The organism is Luteibacter sp. dw_328, from assembly GCF_018449605.1.
Classification (GTDB): Bacteria; Pseudomonadota; Gammaproteobacteria; order Xanthomonadales; family Rhodanobacteraceae; genus Luteibacter.
Genome location: NZ_JAAVUW010000003.1, coordinates 341,193 through 358,713 on the forward strand (window position 1 = coordinate 341,193; position 17,521 = coordinate 358,713).

Sequence of the window (17,521 nt, forward strand, 5' to 3'; positions counted from 1 at the left end):
CGAAGCTCCGTTCAATACGTGGGCAGGGGAATCCGCTCGTACGCATCGCCGGGAACGATCGGAAAACGACCTTCCGACCACTCCACCTTGGCCGCCTCGATCAACGCCGGCGAACTCGCGACAAAATTCCACCACAGATGGCGCTCGCCATCGAGTGGTGCGCCGCCGAACAGCATGATCAGGGAAGCCTCGCGAGCCGTGAGCACGGGAGGCTCGCCGTCGACGGCCACGCCCATATCCAACGCACCGAGCTCGAGGTCGCCAAAGCGCGCGGCTCCTTCGACCACATAAGCGCCCCACTCTGCATGCTGCTCCGGCATGGTCAGCGTCGCTCCCGCCTCGAGACGCGCTTCGACGAAGAACATCGGCGCGTAGACATGCACGGGAGACGTTACGCCGAAGGCATCGCCGGCAATAACCACCAGCCTGGCGCCATCACGCGTCACCCTCGGCAGCGTGTCGGCGCCGTGGTGGTGGAACTCGGGATCGATGCGCTCGTGGGATTTAGGCAGGGCCACCCACACCTGGATGCCGTGCAGGTTCTGCCCATGGTGACGCTCGTCCGGCGGCGTGCGTTCGGAGTGCACGATCCCACGCCCCGCCGTCATCCAGTTCACGTCACCCGGATGGATATCGACGGCGCTGCCCAGACTGTCGCGGTGGCGGATCGCGCCGGCGAACAGCCAGGTGACCGTGGCCAGCCCGATGTGCGGATGCGGGCGCACGTCCATGCCGGTGTCTTCGCCAAAGGCGGCCGGGCCCATCTGGTCGAAGAAGACGAACGGCCCGACATGCCTGGCCTTCAGGTGCGGAAGCATGCGCCGCACGACGAACCCGCCACCGAGATCGCGCTGCTTACCGTCGATGGGGACCGTGGTCATGGTGACGTCTCTTCGCTGGCCGGAGGTAAGCAAGCGTAGCCGATGCACCGTGGGCGAAGCTTGTTTCCGTCCACGGGCTAGTGGGCGCGCATCCATCCGGCAACGCGACGCGCTATATCCGTCGGCACCTTCATCCAGGCGAAATGGTCCGCAGGCGCGCCGGCGATATCTTCCGGTGCAATCACTTCGACGCGCCGCGGCGCCTCCGGCATCTTGCCGAGCAGAAAATCCAGCGATGCTTCGGGACCGAACCAGTCGTCGCGCAGACGCAACGCGAGAACGGGGCGGTGTTGTCGGCGCAACGCCGCTTCCAGATCCATGTCGATGCCTCGACCGGCGTAGCGTCCGGTGCGACCTGTACGTGCCCAGTCACTGATAACGCCTCGCGCTTCGTTGCCGCCGAAACCTACCCGGCGGCCCGGCAGTCGGCCCACCAGGTTGGCAAGCAGTGGCGCGGCGACCAGCGCCAGTCCGACCCACAGTTTGAAACAGCGCCAATAGGGGGATCCGCTACCAATCAGAACCAGGCCAGCCAACGGGTGCGGGGTGGTCGCGGCAAGCAGGGTCGCCATTTGTCCGCCCAGGCTGTGTCCGCCGACGTAGAGCGGCACGTCCGGGATCGCCGCGCGCAGGGCGTTCAGACTGGTCGGTAGGTCGTCGGTAAGGAGTTCGCGGTAACCCCAGTTGGCGCGTCGGCTGGCTCGGCGATCGCTGGATCCGATGCCACGCCACTCGTGCACCGCAACGGCGATGCCCTGGGCAGCGAGGGCCACGGCGAGGGGTTCGTAATGACGGGCGGCCACGCCGAGTGCGGGCACCCAGAGCAAGGTGGCGAATGCGTCCCCATCGGGGCGATGAAGGACCAGATCGGCGAAAGCGCCGTCGGCCGTATGCAACCCGATCACCTCGCACGGAGGGCGTTCCAGGGTGGCGGTTATTTCGGGATGATCAGTCATGCAGCCAAAAGCCCCCTCGGAGCGCGAGCACCGAGAGGGCTGAAGTCTTGCAAGAACGAGCGGCGTTAGCCAGCCCGAACAGAGTTACTTCGGATTGACGTTGTCCGCCTGCGGGCCCTTCTGGCCCTGGGTCACGGTGTACTCAACCTTCTGACCTTCCTGCAGCGACTTGAAGCCGTTGCCCTGGATCGAACGGAAATGGACGAACACGTCCGGGCCGCCCTCATCCTGAGTGATGAAGCCAAAGCCCTTTGCATCGTTGAACCACTTAACAGTACCAGTTGCCATCACACACACCTCTATCCAACACTCGAAAACCCGGCTCGCGAGCCGGCGACTTACTGGGAATGCAGGACCGGGTGAGGCGATGGAGCGTAAACTTCGCGCTTACATCGGGCCACTCTCGTGACCGCGCAGACACAGTAAGGTGGATAATAACCATATTTCGCGCGAGTTATGTAGGGGAATGCCTACATTGGACGATATTTTGACGTCCATCACGACTTTTTTCGTGAAATAGACAGGTTTCTTAGGAATTATTCGGGGCGCTTCGCGCCTTCGCCGATGAATCGGGTCCCAAAACAGGCATGAAAAAAGCCGGGCGTTTCCGCCCGGCTTTTCATGCAGCGAGAGTGTCAGCAGGCTTACGCCTTGTTGACTTCCTCAGCCTGCAGACCCTTCTGGCCGTTGACGACCTTGAAGGAGACCTTCTCGCCTTCGGCGAGGGACTTGAAGCCGTTGCCCTGGATAGCGCGGAAGTGAACAAACACGTCCGGGCCGTTCTCACGGGAGATAAAGCCGAAGCCCTTGGCGTCGTTGAACCACTTGACGGTGCCGATTTCACGATCCGACATAGAAACACTCCAATACATTGTGTAGCGAATAAAACCGACGATCGAAGTGACCGTCGCTGGAACTGGTGTGCAAGGAAACGCGAGGAGCGAAGCGATGTTGCGGATACGTGATCAGCTGCATCGGGTCAACATAACTCTATGACCCCGGCAAACACAGTCGGCGAACTATACTCGTCCCTACGATAAATAGCGACGGCAGCGCCCCGGGGCCCTTCCGGGGGTGCCCTGACGCTACGTTCACCCCCTCGCGGCCCATGCTTGCGTCCCGTCGCACCCACCGGTGCGACTTTTCGCCTACCATCCTTTCGCTAACCCAAAGGGGGACCGACGACCATGACCCGACATCTCACCCGCTTCCTGCCGTTGGCTGTCTGCGCACTGGCCCTCGCTGCCTGCGCCGACCACAAGCCGAAGCCGGCCACCACCCAGACCGTGACCGCTTCGCCGTCCAGCACGAGCACCACCAAGTCGCGCGCCGCGACGACAAGCGTCACCAGCGTGCCGGCAAGCAAGAACAAGGCGGGGACGACCCCGGCGGCCGCTAACGGACCGCTGCCCGACAGCACCGGCATCGCGGCTTGTGACGAATACCTGGCCAGCTACAAGAGCTGCCATCTGGCTGCCGGCGTGTTCGCTCGCGACCAGATCGAACCGCGCTACGAAATGATGCGCACCAGCCTGCTCCGTCAGTCCCAGGATCCGGACATGCGTGACCAGTTGCAGAATCGCTGCGTATCGCTCGCCTCTCAGCTGAAGGATGCCCTGCACGGCAAGTCCTGCGCGGACACGCCCGCACCCGCCTCCACGCGCTGATCAGTCCTCCAGCGCAGCGCGAATCAGCCTGGCCAGCCCTCGTGGCTGGCTGAGCTGGATGGCGATGCGCGGTGTGCCATGCCACGCCGCGCACTCCTCGAGGGCCGAGGCCACGCCCGCGACGAGGCCCGGTGCGGCGACGACATCCGCCTCCAGCCAGACACCGATCACCTCGAACAAGCCCTCCTGTCGGTGCGCCTTCGCATCGAGGCGACCGACGAGCCGTCCGCGATGGAGGATGGGCAACACGTAGTAGCCGTAGATTCGCTTCGGCGCCGGCGTGTAGCACTCCAGGGTGTATTCGAACCCGAACAGATCCATCGCACGGGCGCGGTCCCAGACCACCGGATCGAAAGGCGAAAGCAGGGTCGTGCGCGTCGCACGAAGGAGATTGCCCGCGGCCTCGCCCAATAGTGAGGCGTGGTCCCGGTGCACGTACGCGATGTCGTCCCAGCCGTCGACCGTCACCTCGATCAGCAGGCCGTCGGCGACCAGCGGAGCCAGTTCCGCGTCGGTGACCCTCGGACGGAGCCGGAAGTAGTCCGCGATCCAGCGGGCTTTGGCGATCCCCAGCGCACGAACGCTCTGCAGGACGAAGTGACGACGTACCTCCGCCTCCTCCAGAGTGCCCACGGCAGGCGGCTCGACCCAGCGCGCGGTGACCCGTTCGGCGAGGTCGTAAACGCGCTGAAACCGGTCACGTCGCGTCACCATGAGGGCACCAAGCGCGAACCAGGCCTCCAGCCAGCGCTTCTCCGGCTTCCAGCCCCACCAGCCTTTGACGGCGGGTGCATCGCGTTCGAAGTCCGCGGCGCGCAGCGGCCCTTCGCTACGGATGCGTTCCAGCAAACGATCCATGTCGGCGCCAGCCTCGGCCCGCGTGCGCTCCGCGCTCTTCTGGGCCCAGTGGCCTCCGCGTCCAGAGCGATAATCGCGGTGGAAGCGATATTCGGACGAAGGCACAAACGACGCTTCGTGTGCCCAGCATTCGGCGATCGCACCCTCGGCCAACGCGTCGTCCAGCCAGTCGTTCCGATACGCACCGAGTCGCGAAAACAGGACCATATACGGGCTTCGCGCCACGACGTTGATGGTGTCGATCTGCAGGATGCCCATGTGCGCGATGGTCTCGGCAACGTCCGCGCGTTTCGCCTTGCGGCTGCGTCGACGGAGAAGGCCCTGCGCAGCCAGGTGAAGCAACTGCGCCGATCGCAGGGAAAGACGGAGCACGTCTTCCGTGGAGGAGCCGTCGGATACGCGTGATGGCACGGTATAGGCCTGTTTGCAGTTGGGCCGCCATTACATCGTCCCTTGCTAGCGTCGGCAATGTGCCCAACCACCGCTGACCAAAGGAGGCTTTCGATGAATAAGCAAGTTCGCGCCGTTGCACTCGGCGCATCGCTGCTGCTGGCAGGCGCGGCATTCGCTCAGGACGTTCCGCCGGCCACGAGGGTCCCGCCGCCGCCACCGGGCGAGGCTACCCCTCCGCCCCCGCCCGCCCATACGCCGCCGGGCTCCCTGCCACCGCCGGCTGCTGACGCCGCGGGCATGCCGCCCCCGGCATCGGATGCGCCGCCTCCCCCGCCGCCACCGGCGAGCCCCGAAGCGGGCGCGACGAGTACGACGATGCCTGGCGCGCAGGGGCCAGTCACCGTCAACAGCAGTCCCGCTCCGGCCAAACCGTCGGGTCCGGCGCCTGACTTCGCCACGCTTTCCGGCGGCAAGGGCTTTATCACCGCCACGCAGGCATCGGCGTTCCCCTTGCTGGCGAACGACTTCCAGTATGCCGACGCCAACCGCGATGGAAAGATCAGCAAGGCCGAATACCAGCGCTGGGTGCAGCACTCGGGCGCCAGCGGCCAATGATTGACTAGGCATCGGCTGACGTAGGGCCGGGTGATGGCTCTACGTCTTTTCTTGCGATTAACGACAGCAATGCACGTTATTCACACATTCGTGGCGGCTACACTCCCCGCTCGCCGTGCCGTATCCGGTATGCAGGGAGTGACACCACATGAAGCGATTCCATGCCGCAGGCGCCCTGAGCGTCTATGCATGCCTACACGCAGGCCTCGCCTTCGCGCAAAATCCGAGCCCCATCGATATCCGGGCATGCTCGGCCATCGAGACCGATGCGCAGCGCCTGCTCTGCTACGACAAGGCCACAGGACGCGACAAGCTTCCACAGGCTGCGAAGAAGAAAGACGAGAAGGGCGAATCGGTGAGCGTGGATCTGGCCACGCGCAACTCGAACGACGTCGCTCGCCCCGTCTCCCTCCTCGATAGCCGTTGGGAGCTCTCGCCCGACAGCAAACTCGGCACATTCAACCTGCGTGGCTACAAGCCCACCTATGCGCTGCCGTTCTTCGGCACGACCAAGCAGAACAAGACACCGTCCAGTCCAGCGCCGGACCACACCGTGACCGAGCCGCAGGAATTGCAGAATGTCGAGGCGAAATTCCAGATAAGCCTGAAAACCAAAGTCTGGGAAAACATCTTCGGCGACAACGGCGACCTGTGGGTCGGTTATACCCAGTCGTCGCGCTGGCAGGTCTACAACAAGGAAAACTCGCGCCCGTTCCGTGAAACGAACTACGAGCCCGAGGCGTTGCTGGTGTTCAACACCAACTACAACATCTTCGGCTGGAACGGACGGATGGCCGACATCGGGCTGAACCATCAGTCCAACGGCCGCGCCGATCCGCTGTCACGCAGCTGGAACCGGGTGGTAGCCGACTTCGGCTTCGAGCGGGAGAACTGGGTGGTGAATCTGCGGCCGTGGTGGCGCATTCCCGAGGGCGGCAAGGAAGACGATAACCCCAACATCCAGGACTACATGGGGCGCGGGGAAGTTCAGGTCGTCCACGAGATGGGGGCCAACGAGTTCGCGCTGACCGCCCGCCATTCGTTCCGAACAGGCGATCGCTCCCACGGTTCGCTGCGCGGCACCTGGAGCTTCCCGGTGGTTCACAACCTGCGCGGCTACCTCGAGGTGTTCAACGGCTACGGCGAAAGCCTGATCGACTACAACCACAAGGCGACCTACCTCGGCATCGGCGTCTCGCTACTCGACTGGTATTGATAAAAATGTAGGAGCCGATTCATCGGCGATCCCGCGGCAGCGGGCCAGGGTGCGACGAGCACCCATTCGCCGATGAATCGGCTCCTACAACGAGCCAGCAGCCGGAAAACGCCGCTTAGTGGTGGTGACCACCCTCACCGTGGATATGGCCGTGGGCGAGCTCTTCCTCGCTGGCATCGCGCACGCCGGTGATCTCGACGGCGAAGTGCAGCGTCTGGCCGGCAAGCGGATGGTTGCCGTCGACGGTGACGTTGTCGCCTTCGATCTTGGACACGGTCACGTTGATGCTGCCCTGGTCGTTACGACCCTGGAACTGCATGCCCGGCTGCAGGTCTTCCACGCCCTGGAACGCGGCTTTGGGAACCACCTGGACCAGCTCGTCGTGGCGCACGCCGTAGCCTTCCTCGGGGCTCACGTCGACCTTGAACTGATCGCCGACCGACCGACCTTCCAGCGCCTTTTCCAGACCCGGCACGATGTGGCCTTCGCCGTGGATATAGGCCAGCGGCTCGCGGCCATCCGAGCTGTCGATGACGTTGCCCTGGTCGTCGGTCAGCGTGTAATGGAAGGAAACGGCATGGCGGTTGGCAATCTGCATGAAAATTCTCGCTATGAAGAGTAAAGAAAGGACGTGTGGGCGACCTTGGGGGCCCTCAAGGCTAGGCGACCGGCCGCCTGACTGCAAATCACGGGGCCTTCGCGATGCTGCGGCGCAACCCGCCGCTACCGCGTAATCTGCTAGTTTTCCCGCCTTTCCCTTCCCCTTTCGACGCCCCACCGGGAGCCGCATGTTCGACTGCATTCTGATCGCCAACCGTGGCGAGATCGCCTGCCGCGTGATCCGGACCTGCCGGCGCCTGGGCATCCGCACCGTGGCCGTGTATTCCACGGCCGACGCCGATGCCCAGCACGTACGCCTGGCCGACGAAGCGTGGCCCATCGGTGGCCCGCGCCCCGCCGAGTCCTACCTGCGTGGCGACGCGATCATCGAGGTGGCCCTGAAAACCGGTGCCCAGGCGATCCACCCCGGGTACGGCTTCCTCTCTGAAAACACCGATTTCGCGCGTGCCTGCGCCACGGCCGGGATCGCCTTCATCGGCCCGCGCCCGGAAAGCATCGACGCCATGGGTTCCAAGGCGGCCGCGAAGGCGCTGATGGAGACGCACGCGGTACCGCTGGTCCCCGGCTACCACGGCGCCGACCAGGATCCGGACCGGCTCGCGAAGGAAGCGGCCAGCACGGGATTCCCCCTGATGATCAAGGCGGCGTCCGGCGGCGGCGGCAAGGGCATGCGCATTTGCCGCGATGCCGCCGGCTTCGCCGACGCACTGGCCTCGGCCCAGCGCGAAGCGGCGAATGCTTTCGGTGACACCCGCGTCATCCTCGAGCGTTATGTGGAGCATCCGCGGCACATCGAGTTCCAGGTGTTCGGTGACACCCACGGCAACATCATCCATCTCAACGAGCGCGAGTGTTCGGCGCAGCGCCGCTACCAGAAGGTACTCGAAGAGACGCCTTCGCCCTTCCTCGACGAAGCGCGTCGCGAACGCATGGGTGCGGCAGCGGTCGCCGCCGCCCGCGCAGTGGACTATGTCGGCGCGGGCACGGTCGAGTTCATCGTGGCCCAGGACGGCGAGTTCTTCTTCATGGAGATGAATACGCGCCTGCAGGTCGAGCATCCGGTCACCGAGGAGACCCTGGGCCTGGACCTCGTCGAATGGCAGCTACGTGTGGCGGCGGGTGAGCCGCTGCCGCTGGGCCAGCAGGATATTCACGCCCAGGGCCACGCCATCGAGGTACGCCTTTACGCCGAAGACCCGGAAGCGAATTTCCTGCCGGGCTCCGGCCGCCTGCAGTCGCTCAACCTGCCGACGCCTTCGCGCCATGTCCGTCTCGACGGTGGCGTGATCGCCGGCGACACCGTAACGATTTTCTACGACCCGATGATCGCCAAACTCATCGTCCACGACCGAAATCGCGAGCAGGCACTCGAGCGGCTGCGCGAAGCCTTGGCCGTCATCGACATCATCGGACCGAAATCCAACGTTGGATTCCTCGAGCGGCTTGCACGTCATCCGGCTGTGGTCGAGGGTCGCATCGACACGGGCTATCTCGATCGCCACCTTGAGGAATTCCTCACCGCAGACAGCGTCGCGGGCAGCACCGAGCTGTTCGCCGCGGCGACCGCCGTGCTGATGGCCGACGAACTGGCGCAGCAAGGCGCCGCAGCCGACCCGCATTCGCCGTGGGCCAGTGCCGACGCATGGCGCATCGGTCATTCGGGCAAGCGCGTCGTCGCCCTGATGGAAGGTAACGTGCGCCACGAGATCGACGCGCACGGCCATGGTGGCGACTATGACCTTCGCAGCGGCGACGCCTCCTGCACGGTGGCTGGCGCGCGGCTGGGCAGTGGCGTGCTTTCGGCACGTTTCGACGGCCAGGCACGGCGTCTGCCACTTGGCCTGCTTGGCGTTCGGATCCGCGTGCACGACGAAGCCGGTCGTCGCTGGAACTTCGAGCGCGCCCCCGCCTTCGCATGGGCCGGCGCCAAAGGCGCGGCTGCCCGTCATCTCGCCGCACCGATGCCGGGACGCATCGTCCTGGTCCGCGCCGCCGTCGGCGACGTGGTCGAGGAAGGTCAGGAACTGCTGGTGATGGAAGCGATGAAGATGGAGCTCGCCTTGAAGGCACCGCGTGCCGGCACCATCGAATCGATATCCGCCGCACAAGGTGATTTTGTGGACGCCGACGCGATCCTCGTCCGCTTCGCCGAACCGGCCTGAACGGGATGTCCATGAACGCATCGAACCACGTACGTATCGTCGAAGTCGGTCCCCGTGACGGCTTGCAGAACGAGAAGGCCATGCTCGCCGCCGCGGTGAAGATCGAGCTGATCGACCGCCTCTCTGCAACGGGATTGGCGACGATCGAGGCAACCAGCTTCGTCAGCCCGAAGTGGGTGCCGCAGCTTGCCGATGCCGCCGAGGTCTTCCTTGGCATTCGCAAGGCGCCCGGCGTGGTTTATCCGGTGCTCGTGCCGAACCTGCAGGGCTACGAGCGCGCCCGCGAGGTGGGTGCCACGGAAGTAGCGGTCTTTACAGCCGCGTCCGAGGCATTCAACCGCAAGAACATCAACGCATCCATCGACGAGTCCATCGAACGCTTCGTTCCCGTCATGGAGCGGGCACGCGCCGATGGCGTTGCCGTGCGCGGTTACGTCTCCACGGTGCTCGGCTGCCCGTATCAGGGCGAGGTTGCCGTCGCCGACGTGGTGCGTGTGGCCCGGCGCCTGCACGAGCTCGGCTGCCATGAGATTTCGCTCGGTGACACGATCGGCGTCGGTACGCCAGCCAAGGCACGCGACATGCTGCGCGCCGTGGCCAGCGAGGTGCCGATGAGCGCCCTCGCCGTCCATTTCCATGACACTTACGGGCAGGCGCTGGCCAACATCCTGTCCTGCCTGGAAGAAGGCGTCCGCGTGGTCGACAGCGCGGTCTCCGGTACCGGCGGTTGTCCGTACGCCAAGGGCGCGACCGGCAATGTCGCTAGCGAAGACGTGGTGTACATGCTCCATGGCATGGGCATGACTACGGGAGTGGATCTCGATCGGTTGGTCGAGACCGGGGCGTGGCTTGCTGGTCAGTTGGGCAAGGATACGGCCAGCCGCGTCACCCGAGCACGCACGGCAGTTTGAAAGATTCCCATAATCCGGTAGCTTTCGGCTTCATGTGCGGATAGGCAACCCGGCTGAAAGCTCTCTTGGGCACGTTCGCAAGAGTTCTAACTATTCGTTCAAGGCGGATGGCTTCGCCGCCGCTTACCTCCAGCGTTATGCCTCAAAGGGAGAATCGTCGTGAGTTGGGACATAAGCATTCAACGCTTCAGTCGCGTCTACACCTCGCTTCAACAAATTCCCAACGACGAGCGTTGTGTTCCTCTTGGCTCGCAAGCCGAGGTGCGAGCTGCCATTTCTGAGGTGTTTCACGGCACCGATTGGAGCGATCCGACTTGGGGCAACTATGATTCCCTTGGTGGCTCGATCGAGTTCAACATGGGCAAGTCCGAGCCAAACGACGGCTTCATGCTCCATGTCCGCGCATCGGAGCAAGTCGTCCCTCTTATCGTTACCCTGTGTATTCAAAATGGTTGGCAAGCCTTGGACGGTGGTAGCGGTGAGTTCCTTGAGCAGTCCAACGAACCGGCATCCGGTCAAAGTGCTTGGGTCGCTTACCGGACTCAAGTTCTCGGCAAGGCATAACCATTCGTTCAAGGCGGACGGCTTCGCTGCCGCTTAACTCCAGCGTTAGGCTCACAGGGGAGCTTATGGCTAACTTCATTGAAACAGATACAGCCAAGGCGTTGACTCTTGGTATCGTTGTACTCGTACTGATCGCGACGTACTTCGCCAACTTGGTTATCAATATCTACCTACCCGAGAGTGCGCGAATCGCTCATAAAAAGGCGGCAGCAGATGGCGTTGTTAAAACCGTAATCATGCTATTCGGCGGTGCAGCGGGATTTCTTGCGTCTTTGGCAGCTTCGAATAGCAATCGAGCCACAGCCCTTGCCCTTTTTGGCATATGCATAGCTGCATCGCTAACTGCGTTCTGGACCACGCGTAAGAATAGTCTGCAGATCAAAGAGTCGAGAGACAAGAGTCTGAGTGGTGGACGAGCAAATCGCATAACAGACATCGATTCCATCAATCGCGCGTGTGGGCGCTTGGCAATAATTTCTGTTGTTGTCGGCATCACCGGCACAATCGTTACCGTCAAGCTAGGCAACATGATTGGTTGGCTATGGTTTATCGCGTTCTTCTGCACCTCATTGCCCATACTGGCTTCTAGGTTTAGCGACGCAGCCAGTCTGGCAATTGCCCCGTACGCAAGAGACAGCAATCATGGCGTGTAAACCTAACAATTCATTCAAAGCGGACGGCTTCGCCGCTGCTTAATTCCAGCGTTAGCCAGCATATGAATCATTGCGCGCCGTGGCCAGCGGGGTGCCGATGAGCGCCCTAGCCGTCCATTTTCATGACGCTTACGGGCAGGCGCTGGCCAGCATCCTGTCCTGCCTGGAAGAAGGGGTCCGCGTGGTCGACAGCGCCGTGTCGGGGACGGGTGGTTGCCCGTACGCGAAAGGCGCAACGGGCAATGTAGCCAGTGCGGATGTCGTCTACATGCTCCATCGCATGGGCATGACTACAGGAGTGGATCTCGATGGGTTGGTCGAGACCGGTGCGTGGCTTGCTGCGCAGTTGGGCAAGGATACGGCCAGCCGCGTCACCCGAACGCGCACGGCAGTGTGAGACATCCCCATAGTTGCGACAGCGGCACCGACTATGAGGATCGCTCGGTGACATCTTTGCGGGCCCGACTCGCGGTTGTGCGAAGGCACATGGGTGAGCAGGGGATTGAAAATCCCCGTGTCGGCGTTCGATTCCGTCCCGAGCCACCATTTACCAACGCTTGCAGACCTTCGCAAAAGCGCCTCTGGTAAAAACTATCCCTATTGCTAAAAACTCACAGCTTCTTCGGCTTTGGCACGTGGAAGTATCGCGCGCGCTTGCTGAGCATCGATCGACCTTCGTCACGACCGAACGTCGAGCGGATCGCGAAGTCGTGAAGTCCATCAATGAGCAGGTGCGCCGAGAGATCAAGGAAGTCCCAATTGGGCAACGTCAGCGAACCGTTGACGATGTATCGAAAGCGATGCCCCCTGTACGGATAGGACAACAGATCGATCGAGTGCATCTCAAAGTCGTGAAGCTGGATCAACCGGTGCAGGCTCAGCGCCCTGGCTTCCTGCAGGGCTCGGGACAGATCATGTCCCACCTTCCGGCTGAGATAGGTCATCTCGACCCCACGCGCCCTCAGAAAAGACTTGAGTGCCAGTTCTATAGCCTGCCCCATGAGGGAGTAGGCGGGCATCGATGCATGGGCAAAGAGCGGCGAGGCGTGCACCACGCCTGCAGCGACCCGGTAGTCGTATGCAAACCGGAGCATCCCGTACGGCGACGTTCTTCCCCACTTCGCCAAGGTCATAACTGCGCCCTCCCATGGGCCATGGCGCAGCCTATCCGATAGAGCACTTGACTGTTAATCGGGGGTCGTTGGTTCGAGTCCAACTTCGGGCGCCAGGCCTTGAAAGGGCTTGCAGTGATGCAGGCCCTTTTCTTTTGCCTGTTGTGTAAATTGATGTGTGAAAAAGACCCGCCCATGGCTATTAGGCGGGCCGAATACCCGACTCTTCAGACGCCGTCGTGATCCCAGAGGCCGTCGGTGTGACCCTTCATGATGATGTACGGACGCATCATCGGACTGGTGAACCGGTATCGCCACCGGCGCTGCGTGCCCTCCCGGGCGAGCACATGGCCTCGCTGCTCCTCACTGAACTGCTTGAGATGTGCGGCGAAGTTCGGGATCTCATACTCACGACCCGTGATGTCACGAAGAGGCGTGCGCACGTTCGCTGCGGTGAAGTACCCGAGTTCGTCGACGTCGCTGAGTGCGCACGCCAAAAGGACTTCGCGGTAAATGTTGCCCGGCTGGGGGCTCTTGGTCGCGTCGTAATAGGTTTTCTTAATGGACGCGTGCCACTGATCGAGAGAAGCGGATATGCCGAGCTTCACGTTATCGGTGCTGACACTGCTCGACCCGGCGGCGATCGCCGACTTGAAGCAGTGCAGGCCAAGAAGGTGAGCAACGTACGGCACGCCTTGGGACAACTTGACGATCATCGATCTGGCTGCCGGGGCTACATGCATCTTCAGGACCCCAGCCCCCTTGTCGATGATCTGTCCGATCTCTTCATTCGACATCCGCGGCATCGGGATCTGAACAAGGGCCCGCTCAATCGACTGATGCCCCTCGATCAGGTCGCTCACCGAGTCCGCCACACCGATCAACATCAGAGTCGCATTCGTTCCGTTGTCCGAGAGGACCTTGATCGTGTCCGAAATCAAGGTCGACGTCAGCTTATCGATGATCCGGTCGTACTCGTCGAGGATGATAAGTACCGTCTTATCGGCCGCCAGCGAGGCCAGCATGCGTCGAACGTCATCGGGGTTTGTGACGTCCGGCAGGAAATCAGAAAGAGCCGCCACCGTCGCTTCTGGCGTCGGGGAGAAGCCGATGCCGGCCTTTGGAGTCGTATACGTGATCTCCTTGAAGGCTTTCTTCCAAATGGAAGTGAAGTTATCACCCGCATCGCAGGTGACCTTGGCAATGAGAACGCCGGGGCTGTTGCTATAGATGCGCGAGGTGAAGTTCGCCAGGGACGTCTTGCCGACACCTCGTTCGCCGTACAGAACGACGTGATACCCGCGCTGGGTGACGCCGCCGAGAATCTTCTGGATCTGCTCGATGCGCCCTGAAAACAGGTCCTGATTGTTGACCGGCGAGCCCGGGGTAAACGCTTCACCCAGCGCGACCAATCGTTCCATGTATTCGTTTTGCATGCTTAAGCTCCGATACTTAACGCATAAGTTATAAGTATTGATGCATATGTGTCAACTAACCTGTTAAAAGCTCCAAGTAGATGCGTGATCGCTGGTCGCTGGCTGTGAGACGACACTGATGGATCCTTTCGGGATAGATTCCTTCCAACGCATTGCGCGCGACATGCGCGAGCAGCGCCAGGAACTGAGCCGATCCTCCTCGGATGCCGGTCGCGGCTTTCGCTTCTTCGCTCGCCATAGTCTTCGCTACGCCGTTGGCAAGCCCTGCCCCTCCTGCTTCCCGATGTCGCCCTCGGGTCGATTCGTGGGTCGGCGCTGATGGGCAACAGGCGGGCTGCGCAGAGCGCACGGGCAGCAGAAAGCCGCCTGGCAACCGAATGGCTCGTTTGCCCCAAGCACGGCGGCTATTGCCCCAACGTGCCTTCTCGATATGGATGGTGCCGGCGGGACTGCCCTGGGTGTGATCGCGATCGCTATGAAGCCGGATCGTCGGCGCAGGCCGCGGCTCTGGGCTGATTACGAGCGCTCGTCCGAGCCCTTAGGCTTCCTGGGCTTGATGCCCTCATGGGGCATCACCAGACGCCCTGCGCCGGCACGATCCGGGCGTGGTTGATTCGGGCCCAGGCTTCCACGTACTTCTTCCCTTGGGCCTCGGACCTGACGTAGGCGCCGATGCTCTGCCTATCGTCTGTACCGCGAAGAAAGATGGACACACGCCAGCGTCCGTCTGCAAAAGCCGTTTCTGTCACGTAGCCGAAGGTTGTGCCGTCCCACACAGCGAATATCGCCGCGCCGGGTACGCTTGGTGGTTTCCAGACGAGTGCCATCGAGGCAGGGTAACGTGCACCCGTCTCAGGGCGTGATCGCCGGACCAATGACGGGCCAGCATTCACCGCGAGGCTTGGTCAAGGGATACCTGAGCCATCAAAGCACATCGACAAGCTGCGCCAGGTGTTCGGTGCCGTGCGGATCCTCGATGTCGATGTGTCCATCCTGGTGAAGTGGCGGGATGTCCGCGCCAGCCAGTCGCCGACGCAATTCAACCTTGAGCGCACCAACCTGCTGGGGGCCTTCAAGATCGCGATCGAGCGCGGCATGGTCACGTCGAACCCGGCGGCCAACCTGAAGCGCGCGGTGACGCGGCCGCGGGACCAATAAACGTCGACCGAGCACGTCAGTATCATCCTGCGGTACGCGACCCGGCAGCTGCAGGCGGCAATTATCCTTGCGGTGTCCACGGGACTGCGCCAGGGCGATATCCTGCGCCTGAAGCGGTCCGAATTCACTGACGCTGGACTCACGTGCAAGCCGAGCAAGACGAAGGGTCGGACAAAGAAGGCGCTCCACTTCCCATGGTCGCCCGGTATCCGCCTGGCCTACCAGCTAACGGCGCACAAGGTCGCCAGCTTCGACGGCTTCTGGCTGGCCACCACGCGTGGGACGCCTTATACCGAGGCCGGATTCCGGACGATGTGGAGCCGAGCTCGAGACCAGGCGCTCAAGGAGCACCCTGATCTCCCGAGCTTCACGTTCCACGATCTCCGCGCGAAGGCAGGGACCGACGGAGACGACTGGCAACTGCTAGGCCATCTCGACCAGAAAACGCATTCCCGCGTCTACGACCGGAAGCCACTTATGGTCAAGCCCGCGCGTTAGGGCGCAACGTAGCCTCGGAGCCACCCGACCGCTGGCGGCCGCGGAAGATGCGTCGCCCAACCTGAGCCCATCTTGAGCTCCAGCACGACAACACTGTCATCGGGATCTAGCCAGGAGAGAACGTTGTCCCTCACCTCAATCGCTGTCTGGCCGAGGTTGGCGAGCCAAAACGACTCAAGCGCCTCGATCGCGCCAGCATCCCTCAATGCCTTGATGAGCGGCGTGTATATGCGGACCTTGTGCAGGTCATAACTGATGACGTACAGAGCCATGATCAACCTCCTATGTTTGCTAAAAACCCCGGTCCCTACCCACACCTTATGGGGTTTTTTGGCGCATAGGGAAGTGTTTGTTTTTAGCAGAAAATGAACTAGATTACGGCGGCTTTCAATGACTTACGTAAAACTGGGCATCGAACTGAAAATCCCCGTGTCGGCGGTTCGATTCCGTCCCGAGCCACCATTTATTCAAAGACTTGCTCTGTAGCAAGTCTTTCTTTCGTCTGGAAGAACTGCTCCGTGCCCGCTCGGTGCCCGATTTCCTCACAGTACAGTGCCCCTTGAGCGATCGCGTGAGTATGCGACCTCGATATAAGTAGTACTTCGTCTAACTTGAGAGGTTCTTCGCGCGCTCTAGCGATGCTTCGTTCGGCTTTGCGGCGAGCATCCTTTCCTTATGTAAGTCCGTCGAACTACAACGAGGCTAAAGAATCGAGCAGCTCTCTACGCAACTGCTCGCGCGAGTCCCATAGTTTTTTGCGAGCCACCAATAACGTCTCATACTCACCCCGGGCATGATCAGGCCAGCTCCATATGGGCTCACTGCCGTGCTTTTTCTGAAGCTCGTCGATTCGCTCCCCGAACAACGCAGCCAGTTCGGCAGCCTGAAGAAATTGTGCTCCGCTTCGCCACGTAGCGTCGCTAGCAGACATTGCGATGCTCGACGTCAAGCGCGAAACGATCTCGGCAGTAAGCGTGCGCCCAGAGACCTCAGCGCTTTGCTGAAGCTGGTCGCGGAGTTCAGTGGGCATCCGGAAGTTGACTTGAGATTCGGCTTTCATACTTAATTATAGCAAAGTGCTTGACAGGGTGGTGCACGCGTGCTGATATAGCAATGTGCTTGAATTTGCTTGCACGCATAAAGGAGTGGAATAGATGGCCCTGCACAGCCCGATTTTTCGCGAGGTAAACTACGGACGCATCACTACGCTTCGCGAGCATTTCACTGATGCGACCGTTGCCCGGATCGTAAGCGAGCACACCGGCAGCAAAGTTTCCGCCTCAGATATTCGCGGTTACGTAAAGCTCAACAAGGTTGGATCGAGGCGAATGCTCGTCTCAAGCACCGTCATTAAGGAAATGACCGGGACTTCGCGAGGAGCCGATGATTTCCTACACGGTGGCGGACCCACGCAAGTCGCGTAAGCGCGTGAATCGTTCGCAATGCGTAGAAATTGCGCACGTCATGATCGGTGCGTTCTGGTCTCTCGCTGCGATCGCTAACGATGCAGAAATGAATCGACATTTTTTTGAGCAGTTGCGTTCCGTGGGCTCGCCGACGCAATGAGTCACAGCAGTACAAATGCGCCAAGGCGAAGTGTCTACCATGCCTCTAGTGGTAAGAAGCAACAGCATGCCCTGTAGAGAGCTACGAAGCGAAAAACTCCTTCTTCTGCCCGTCGGGGGTGAAGCGCCCCGCGACGGACGCTCTGATCCGGATTCTCTCGCGTCAGCGTCAGCGCCGTCGCCACTAAAGCTGATCGAAGATGCCCGCGAAATTTGCCGCGGAAGTTCCAGGCCAACCTCCAGCTGCGTCCCCGG

20 protein-coding genes and 1 pseudogene are annotated in these 17,521 nt (G+C 61.7%); 11 read left to right on the plus strand and 10 right to left on the minus strand.

Annotated features, from left to right (window positions below; all coding sequences use genetic code 11):
* Positions 1–11: 11 nt before the first annotated feature.
* The 4 genes from HB634_RS09335 to HB634_RS09350 all read right to left on the minus strand — a co-directional run bounded on the left by HB634_RS09335 (position 12) and on the right by HB634_RS09350 (position 2,691).
* On the minus strand, positions 12–881 hold the full coding sequence (locus HB634_RS09335) for a pirin family protein (RefSeq protein WP_213948373.1): 870 nt from the start codon (positions 879–881) through the stop codon (positions 12–14).
* A gap of 77 nt (positions 882–958) precedes the next feature.
* On the minus strand, positions 959–1,837 hold the full coding sequence (locus HB634_RS09340; RefSeq protein ID WP_213948374.1) for an alpha/beta fold hydrolase: 879 nt from the start codon (positions 1,835–1,837) through the stop codon (positions 959–961).
* 84 nt (positions 1,838–1,921) lie between these two features.
* On the minus strand, positions 1,922–2,125 hold the full coding sequence (locus HB634_RS09345; protein WP_046967384.1) for a cold-shock protein: 204 nt from the start codon (positions 2,123–2,125) through the stop codon (positions 1,922–1,924).
* Between the two features lie 356 nt (positions 2,126–2,481).
* Positions 2,482–2,691 carry a cold-shock protein gene (locus HB634_RS09350; protein WP_046967385.1) on the minus strand — a complete coding sequence of 70 codons (210 nt, stop codon included), beginning with the start codon at positions 2,689–2,691 and terminating at the stop codon, positions 2,482–2,484.
* Between the two features lie 333 nt (positions 2,692–3,024).
* Between HB634_RS09350 and HB634_RS09355 the strand changes: the two genes are divergently transcribed.
* The gene (locus tag HB634_RS09355) at positions 3,025–3,504 is read left to right on the plus strand and encodes a hypothetical protein (protein ID WP_063572147.1); all 480 of its coding nucleotides are present in this window, start codon (positions 3,025–3,027) and stop codon (positions 3,502–3,504) included.
* Here the strand turns inward: HB634_RS09355 and HB634_RS09360 are convergent, their stop codons facing one another.
* The gene (locus HB634_RS09360; RefSeq protein ID WP_345777477.1) at positions 3,505–4,773 is read right to left on the minus strand and encodes a crosslink repair DNA glycosylase YcaQ family protein; all 1,269 of its coding nucleotides are present in this window, start codon (positions 4,771–4,773) and stop codon (positions 3,505–3,507) included.
* A gap of 93 nt (positions 4,774–4,866) precedes the next feature.
* Between HB634_RS09360 and HB634_RS09365 the strand changes: the two genes are divergently transcribed.
* Entirely contained in the window at positions 4,867–5,370 is a 504-nt protein-coding gene (locus tag HB634_RS09365; protein WP_276571525.1) for an EF-hand domain-containing protein, read from the plus strand.
* Positions 5,371–5,518: 148 nt separating this feature from the next.
* Positions 5,519–6,586: a phospholipase A gene (locus HB634_RS09370; protein ID WP_063574089.1), complete on the plus strand. Its 1,068-nt coding sequence runs from the start codon at positions 5,519–5,521 to the stop codon at positions 6,584–6,586.
* Positions 6,587–6,701: 115 nt separating this feature from the next.
* Here the strand turns inward: HB634_RS09370 and HB634_RS09375 are convergent, their stop codons facing one another.
* Positions 6,702–7,184, minus strand: a complete 483-nt coding sequence (locus HB634_RS09375) for a peptidylprolyl isomerase (RefSeq protein ID WP_159895319.1) — start codon at positions 7,182–7,184, stop codon at positions 6,702–6,704.
* A gap of 190 nt (positions 7,185–7,374) precedes the next feature.
* Between HB634_RS09375 and HB634_RS09380 the strand changes: the two genes are divergently transcribed.
* The 5 genes and pseudogenes from HB634_RS09380 to HB634_RS09400 form a co-directional block, all read left to right on the plus strand.
* Entirely contained in the window at positions 7,375–9,369 is a 1,995-nt protein-coding gene (locus HB634_RS09380) for a biotin carboxylase N-terminal domain-containing protein (RefSeq protein ID WP_213948375.1), read from the plus strand.
* An 11-nt stretch (positions 9,370–9,380) separates the two neighbouring features.
* Complete coding sequence (locus tag HB634_RS09385; protein WP_213948376.1) at positions 9,381–10,280, plus strand: hydroxymethylglutaryl-CoA lyase; 900 nt, start codon at positions 9,381–9,383, stop codon at positions 10,278–10,280.
* A gap of 159 nt (positions 10,281–10,439) precedes the next feature.
* Entirely contained in the window at positions 10,440–10,844 is a 405-nt protein-coding gene (locus HB634_RS09390; protein WP_213948377.1) for a hypothetical protein, read from the plus strand.
* 65 nt (positions 10,845–10,909) lie between these two features.
* Positions 10,910–11,497 carry a hypothetical protein gene (locus HB634_RS09395; RefSeq protein ID WP_213948378.1) on the plus strand — a complete coding sequence of 196 codons (588 nt, stop codon included), beginning with the start codon at positions 10,910–10,912 and terminating at the stop codon, positions 11,495–11,497.
* 58 nt (positions 11,498–11,555) lie between these two features.
* Positions 11,556–11,894 (plus strand): annotated as a pseudogene (locus HB634_RS09400) (hydroxymethylglutaryl-CoA lyase); the annotation flags it as partial.
* A 214-nt stretch (positions 11,895–12,108) separates the two neighbouring features.
* Here the strand turns inward: HB634_RS09400 and HB634_RS09405 are convergent.
* The gene (locus tag HB634_RS09405) at positions 12,109–12,624 is read right to left on the minus strand and encodes a hypothetical protein (RefSeq protein WP_213948379.1); all 516 of its coding nucleotides are present in this window, start codon (positions 12,622–12,624) and stop codon (positions 12,109–12,111) included.
* A 212-nt stretch (positions 12,625–12,836) separates the two neighbouring features.
* Positions 12,837–14,045 (minus strand): AAA family ATPase, encoded by a 1,209-nt coding sequence (locus tag HB634_RS09410; protein WP_213948380.1) that lies wholly within the window; start codon positions 14,043–14,045, stop codon positions 12,837–12,839.
* A gap of 963 nt (positions 14,046–15,008) precedes the next feature.
* Here HB634_RS09410 and HB634_RS09415 point away from each other — a divergent pair.
* Together HB634_RS09415 and HB634_RS09420 are read left to right on the plus strand one after the other, a co-directional pair.
* Positions 15,009–15,203, plus strand: coding sequence for a hypothetical protein (locus HB634_RS09415; protein ID WP_213948381.1), 195 nt, complete (start codon positions 15,009–15,011; stop codon positions 15,201–15,203).
* Positions 15,204–15,251: 48 nt separating this feature from the next.
* Positions 15,252–15,701, plus strand: coding sequence for a tyrosine-type recombinase/integrase (locus tag HB634_RS09420; RefSeq protein ID WP_345777482.1), 450 nt, complete (start codon positions 15,252–15,254; stop codon positions 15,699–15,701).
* On the opposite strand, the gene HB634_RS09425 is transcribed toward HB634_RS09420, so the two are convergent.
* Both HB634_RS09425 and HB634_RS09430 read right to left on the minus strand, forming a co-directional pair.
* Positions 15,698–15,973, minus strand: a complete 276-nt coding sequence (locus tag HB634_RS09425) for a hypothetical protein (protein WP_213948382.1) — start codon at positions 15,971–15,973, stop codon at positions 15,698–15,700. The genes HB634_RS09420 and HB634_RS09425 overlap by 4 nt on opposite strands.
* Positions 15,974–16,392: 419 nt before the next feature.
* Positions 16,393–16,761 (minus strand): Arc family DNA-binding protein, encoded by a 369-nt coding sequence (locus HB634_RS09430; protein WP_213948383.1) that lies wholly within the window; start codon positions 16,759–16,761, stop codon positions 16,393–16,395.
* Positions 16,762–16,855: 94 nt separating this feature from the next.
* Here HB634_RS09430 and HB634_RS09435 point away from each other — a divergent pair, with 94 nt between their 5' ends.
* Complete coding sequence (locus HB634_RS09435) at positions 16,856–17,125, plus strand: hypothetical protein (protein ID WP_213948384.1); 270 nt, start codon at positions 16,856–16,858, stop codon at positions 17,123–17,125.
* Positions 17,126–17,521 lie beyond the last annotated feature (396 nt).

Coding starts and splice junctions, on each gene's coding strand:
- HB634_RS09375 (WP_159895319.1), bottom strand. CDS start 7,184: ATGCAGATTGCCAACCGCCATGCCGTTTCCTTCCATTACACGCTGACC.
- HB634_RS09355 (WP_063572147.1), top strand. CDS start 3,025: ATGACCCGACATCTCACCCGCTTCCTGCCGTTGGCTGTCTGCGCACTG.
- HB634_RS09345 (WP_046967384.1), bottom strand. CDS start 2,125: ATGGCAACTGGTACTGTTAAGTGGTTCAACGATGCAAAGGGCTTTGGC.
- HB634_RS09365 (WP_276571525.1), top strand. CDS start 4,867: ATGAATAAGCAAGTTCGCGCCGTTGCACTCGGCGCATCGCTGCTGCTG.
- HB634_RS09435 (WP_213948384.1), top strand. CDS start 16,856: ATGGCCCTGCACAGCCCGATTTTTCGCGAGGTAAACTACGGACGCATC.
- HB634_RS09380 (WP_213948375.1), top strand. CDS start 7,375: ATGTTCGACTGCATTCTGATCGCCAACCGTGGCGAGATCGCCTGCCGC.
- HB634_RS09410 (WP_213948380.1), bottom strand. CDS start 14,045: ATGCAAAACGAATACATGGAACGATTGGTCGCGCTGGGTGAAGCGTTT.
- HB634_RS09370 (WP_063574089.1), top strand. CDS start 5,519: ATGAAGCGATTCCATGCCGCAGGCGCCCTGAGCGTCTATGCATGCCTA.
- HB634_RS09350 (WP_046967385.1), bottom strand. CDS start 2,691: ATGTCGGATCGTGAAATCGGCACCGTCAAGTGGTTCAACGACGCCAAG.
- HB634_RS09430 (WP_213948383.1), bottom strand. CDS start 16,761: ATGAAAGCCGAATCTCAAGTCAACTTCCGGATGCCCACTGAACTCCGC.
- HB634_RS09340 (WP_213948374.1), bottom strand. CDS start 1,837: ATGACTGATCATCCCGAAATAACCGCCACCCTGGAACGCCCTCCGTGC.
- HB634_RS09335 (WP_213948373.1), bottom strand. CDS start 881: ATGACCACGGTCCCCATCGACGGTAAGCAGCGCGATCTCGGTGGCGGG.
- HB634_RS09425 (WP_213948382.1), bottom strand. CDS start 15,973: ATGGCTCTGTACGTCATCAGTTATGACCTGCACAAGGTCCGCATATAC.
- HB634_RS09385 (WP_213948376.1), top strand. CDS start 9,381: ATGAACGCATCGAACCACGTACGTATCGTCGAAGTCGGTCCCCGTGAC.
- HB634_RS09395 (WP_213948378.1), top strand. CDS start 10,910: ATGGCTAACTTCATTGAAACAGATACAGCCAAGGCGTTGACTCTTGGT.